Annotated in this window: 4 protein-coding genes; 2 read left to right on the forward strand and 2 right to left on the reverse strand. The window is 71.6% G+C overall.

Annotation, left to right across the window (positions count from 1 at the left end; translation table 11 throughout):
• On the forward strand, positions 1-496 hold a 496-nt coding region (locus tag CCN33_RS16525; protein WP_086694366.1), incomplete at its 5' end, for a hypothetical protein.
• A gap of 50 nt (positions 497-546) precedes the next feature.
• Here the strand turns inward: CCN33_RS16525 and aspS are convergent.
• Complete coding sequence (gene aspS, locus CCN33_RS16530) at positions 547-2,310, reverse strand: aspartate--tRNA ligase (protein ID WP_086694367.1); 1,764 nt, start codon at positions 2,308-2,310, stop codon at positions 547-549.
• A 175-nt stretch (positions 2,311-2,485) separates the two neighbouring features.
• Between aspS and CCN33_RS16535 the strand changes: the two genes are divergently transcribed.
• Positions 2,486-4,690, forward strand: a complete 2,205-nt coding sequence (locus tag CCN33_RS16535; RefSeq protein WP_086694368.1) for an ATP-binding SpoIIE family protein phosphatase — start codon at positions 2,486-2,488, stop codon at positions 4,688-4,690.
• Here the strand turns inward: CCN33_RS16535 and CCN33_RS16540 are convergent.
• The coding region (locus tag CCN33_RS16540; protein WP_140394567.1) for an AI-2E family transporter at positions 4,687-5,110 on the reverse strand (424 nt) is incomplete at its 5' end. The two genes, CCN33_RS16535 and CCN33_RS16540, sit on opposite strands and share 4 nt — an antisense overlap.

Raw genomic sequence — 5,110 nt, forward strand, 5'->3', positions numbered from 1 at the left:
GGCCGCCCTGGAGGCTCGGGGGCGGCCCGTGAGGGTGACGGGGGTCGGGGTGCTCACCGGTCAGCTCGTCGTCGGTGATCCGCGCAGCGGGGAGGACGTCGACCTCGCGCTGCACAAGGAAGCCTTCTGGCAGCCGCCCCAGCTGACCCCGTACGGACCCGCCCTCTCCCTCGCGGACGCCGTCGGTACGAAGATCCGGGCGCTGTACGACCGGGGAGCCGCCGTGGACCTGATCGACGCCCGCGCCGCCGCCGAGCGCTACTCGCTGCCCGAGCTGGAGGAACTGGGCCGCAGGCACGCCCACGACGCCTTCGACCTCCCCACCCTCCAGTCCCGCCTCACCGGCACCGACTTCTACTCCGACTTCGAGTTCCTCCGTTACGGCCTTCCCCGTGAAGAGGTCGGCCCCCTGCGCACCTGGGCCCAGCACTGGTCCGACGACATCGCGGAACGGCTGCTGGAGGACGGCGCCTCTCCGGACGAGGTCGAGGAATAGAGACGGCCCGGCTCCCCAGGGGGGCCGGGCCGTCTCACACGCACCGCTTACTACTTCGGCTGCGGCTTCCTGATGCTCAGGTGCAGCTCGCGCAGGCGGGACTCGTCCAGCTCGGTCGGGGCGCCCATCATGAGGTCCTGGGCGTTGCCGTTGAGCGGGAAGGCGATGGTCTCGCGGATGTTGGGCTCGTCGGCGAGGAGCATGACGATGCGGTCCACACCGGGGGCGATGCCGCCGTGCGGCGGGGCGCCGAAGCGGAACGCGCGGAGCATACCGGCGAACTTGTCCTCGACCGTGTCCCGGTCGTAGCCCGCGATCTCGAACGCCTTGAGCATGATGTCCGGCTCATGGTTCCGGATGGCGCCGGAGGAGAGCTCCACACCGTTGCAGACGATGTCGTACTGCCAGCCCAGGATGTCCAGCGGGTCCTGGGTCTCCAGGGCCTCCAGGCCGCCCTGCGGCATCGAGAACGGGTTGTGGGAGAAGTCGAGCTTCCCCGTCTCCTCGTCCCGCTCGTACATCGGGAAGTCGACGATCCAGCAGAAACGGAAGACGCCGTCCTCGAACTGGTCCGCGCGCTTGGCCGCCTCGACGCGCACCGCGCCCATGATCTTGGAGACCTCGTCGAACTCGCCCGCGCCGAAGAACACCGCGTGGCCGGGGGCCAGCGACAGGCGCTTGGTCAGCTCGGCGACATTGTCCTCGGTGAGGAACTTGGCGATCGGGCCGGTCAGCGAACCGTCCTCGCCGACGCGCACCCAGGCCAGGCCCTGCGCGCCCTGCGAGACGGCGAACTCGCCGAGGCCGTCGAAGAACTTGCGGCTCTGGCCCGCGACGTCCGGCACCGGCAGGGCCCGCACGTGCTTGCCGGCGAACGCCTTGAACGCCGAGCCCTCGAAGACGTCGGTGATGTCCACGAGCTCCAGCTTGGCGCGCAGGTCCGGCTTGTCGGAGCCGTACTTGAGCATCGCCTCGCGGAACGGGATGCGCGGGAAGGGCGAGGTGACGTGGCGGCCGCCGCCGAACTCCTCGAACAGCTCGGTCATGAGCTTCTCGATCGGCTGGAAGACGTCCTCCTGCTCGACGAAGCTCATCTCGACGTCGAGCTGGTAGAACTCACCCGGCGAACGGTCGGCACGCGCGTCCTCGTCACGGAAGCACGGCGCGATCTGGAAGTACCGGTCGAAGCCGGAGATCATCAGCAGCTGCTTGAACTGCTGCGGGGCCTGGGGCAGCGCGTAGAAACGGCCCGCGTGGACGCGCGAGGGCACGACGTAGTCGCGGGCGCCCTCGGGCGAGGTGGCGGACAGGATCGGCGTGGCCATCTCGTTGAAGCCCATCGCGGACATCTTCTGGCGCATGGCCGAGATGACCGCCGTGCGCAGCATGATGTTGCGGTGCATGCGCTCGCGGCGCAGGTCCAGGAAGCGGTATTCCAGGCGCCGCTCCTCGTTGACCCCGTCCTCGGCGTTGATCGTGAAGGGCAGCGGGGCGGCGGCGCCCAGCAGCTCGACCTCCGCGACCTCGACCTCGATCTCGCCGGTGGGCAGCTCGGGGTTCACGTTCTCGGTTCCACGTGAGACGACGCGGCCGTCGACGCGGACCGTGGACTCCTTGGTGATGGAGTCCAGCGCCGCGTACGCGGGGGTGCCGGGGCGGGCCACGAGCTGCGTGATGCCGTAGTGGTCACGCAGATCGATGAAGAGGATGCCGCCCAGGTCGCGCCGATTGTGCAGCCAGCCACTCAGCCGGACGTCGGTACCGACGTCGGAGGCGCGGAGCTGGCCGCAGGTGTGGGACCTGTACCGATGCATCGTCGTTCATCGTCCTTCGTTGGGGGTTCTTCGCCGGGCTGTGCTCTCCCCGGCCAGAACGGGCACGGGGCCCGGACCCATCAAGGGTACCGGGCACCCCATGATCGGCTCCCCACCATTACCACTGGCCGAACCAGGGTGGCCGTAGTGGGGACGACCTTCTTAAAGTGGGGCAATGCGCACAGGTGAGCCACTGCCGTCCCTGGGGGATGTCCTCGTCTCCCTCGCCACGGGGCTCTGGCAGTGGGACACGGCCACGGAGATGGTCACCGTGGACGCGGAGGCGGCGCGGCTGCTGGGGCTGCCGGCCCGCCCCACCACCCTCACCGAGAACCAGGCCCGTGCCCGGATGCACCCCTCCGACTGGCACGAGATCACCGGCGTCATCCCGCTCGCCGTGGCCCGCGGCACGCTCGCCGAGGTGCGCATCCGGGTGGTGGACGCGGAGGGCCGCACCGTCCGGGTCGTGCGCAGCAGGTCGAAGCCCGCCTACGACCGGGAACGGCGGGCGTACGAGCTGGTCGGCACGCTTCAGGAGGTGATCGAGCCGGCGCCGGGCACGTCCTCGGCGCGCAGCGCGATCACCGGGGACTGGCGGCGCTCCCGCGAGGCGTTCCTGCTGGACGCGGGCCGGGCGCTGGCCGAGGCGCGGTCGACGGCGGAGGTGCTGCGGGTCGCGGCCACGCTGTCCATGCCGGGCTTCACCCCGGACGGGCTCGCGGTGTTCGGCGTGGAGGGCGACCGGCTGACGATCATCGGCCAGCACGGCTACCTCTCCACCGACAGCGGCCCCTTCAGCCAGATGCCGCTAACCACGGACTATCCGGCCGCGGAGGTGGTCCGCACCGGCCAGGCGGTCTATCTGTCCTCGCCCGGCGAGTACCGGGACCGCTATCCGACCACCTGGCCGCTGGCCGAGCGGTTCGGACGATGCTCGTGGGCGTTCCTGCCGCTGACGCTGGGCGGGCGGACGCGGGGCGCGTGGATGGCGGCGTTCAGCGACCGGGTGGCGTTCACCCCGGACGAGCGGGCGGTGCTGACCACGGTCGCCCGGATGCTGGCCCAGGCGCTGACGCGGGCGAGCGACGCGGAGACCCAGCGGGAGCTGTCCGAGGGGCTCCAGCGGTCGATGATGCCCTCGCTGCTCCCGGAGATCCCCGGCATGGGCGTGGCCGCGCGCTACATCCCGACCGGTGGCGGCCTCCAGGTGGGCGGCGACTGGTACGACATGATCCCGCTGCCCGGCGGGATCTCCCCAACCACCGCGCAGGGCGGCAGGTTCGCGCTGGTCATCGGGGACGTGCAGGGGCACGACGTACGGGCGGCCGGCCTGATGGGCCAGCTCCGGATCGCGCTGCGGGCGTACGCGGCCGAGGGGCACCGCCCGGACGCGGTGCTCTCCCGCGCCTCCCGCTTCCTGCACGGCATCACCCACGACGAGCACATGACCGACGTGCGCTTCGCCACCTGTCTGTACGCGGAGGTCGACCCGGCGACCGGGCGCCTGGAGGTGGCCCGCGCCGGGCACCCCGAGCCGGTGATCCGCCTGCCCGACGGCACGGTGGTGCTCAGGCCCACCGCGGGCGGCCTGCCGCTCGGCGTCGACCCGGACGGGGACTACCCGACGACCCGGTTCACGCTGGAGCCCGGCGAGACGATGATGCTGTGCACCGACGGCCTCATCGAGACCGGCGGCCATGACATGGAGAGCGGCTGGCGGCGCATCCGGGCCATCCTGGAGCGGTACGGCGCCAAGGAGTCGGAGCGCGAGACCGGTCTCGAGGGGCTCGCGGACGCGCTGGTGCAGGGGGTGCACGGGCCGTCCTCGTACCACACCCCCGGCCCGCTGACCGACCGCCGCGAGGACGACATCGCGGTGCTGCTGCTGTTCCGCTCCGGGGAGAGCTGGGGACTCAGCGGCCCGGCGGCCACCGAGCGGACCCGGGAGCGCAGCACGCTGCTGTCGGTGGCGCAGGACGCGCCGGAGCGGATCGCGGAGGCCCGCCAGCACTTGCGTGAGCTGCTGCACGACTGGATGCCGGACGAGCAGGTGGACGCGGCGGTGCTGCTGGTCTCGGAGATGATCACCAACGTGCTGGTGCACACCGACGACGACGCCCTGCTGCTCGCGGAGATCTTCGGCGAGCACGACCAGCGCCGGCTGCGCGTCCAGGTCACCGACGGCGGCGACGACCTCCCGCACAAACGCCGTCCGGGCGAACTGGCCTCCTCCGGGCGCGGCCTGATGCTGATCGAGATGCTCGCCGACGCCTGGGGGGTCGAGCCGCGCGGCGAGGGCAAGAGCATCTGGTTCGAGCTGTACGAGCGCCCCGAGGACGGCGCCGCGGACGAGGCGGACGGCGCGGTCCAGGGGGGCTAGGGCTGCTCGTCCGGGGTGCCGTACCGCTCGCGGAGTTCCTGGACGACGCCGAAGACGGCCGCGGTCAGGGGGACGGCGAGGAGCATGCCGAGGATGCCCGCGACGGAGGCGCCCGCGGTGATCGTCAGCATCACCACCGCCGGGTGCATCTGCACGGTGCGGCTCTGGATGGCCGGCTGGAGTACGTGCCCCTCCAGCACCTGGACCGCGAGCACCACCCCGAGCGCCCAGAGCGCGATCACGAAACCCCGGTCCGCGAGGGCGACCAGGACGGCGACCGCGCCGGAGAGGAAGGCGCCGAGGTAGGGGATGTAGGCGGAGACGAAGACGAGCGCGCCGAGGCCCACCGCGCCGGGTACGCGCAGGATCAGCAGGCCGACGGTGATGCAGACGGCGTCGATGAGCGCGATGATCGTCGTC

Origin of the sequence: Streptomyces recifensis (assembly GCF_002154615.1) — a bacterium.
GTDB lineage: Bacteria > Actinomycetota > Actinomycetes > Streptomycetales > Streptomycetaceae > Streptomyces > Streptomyces griseoluteus.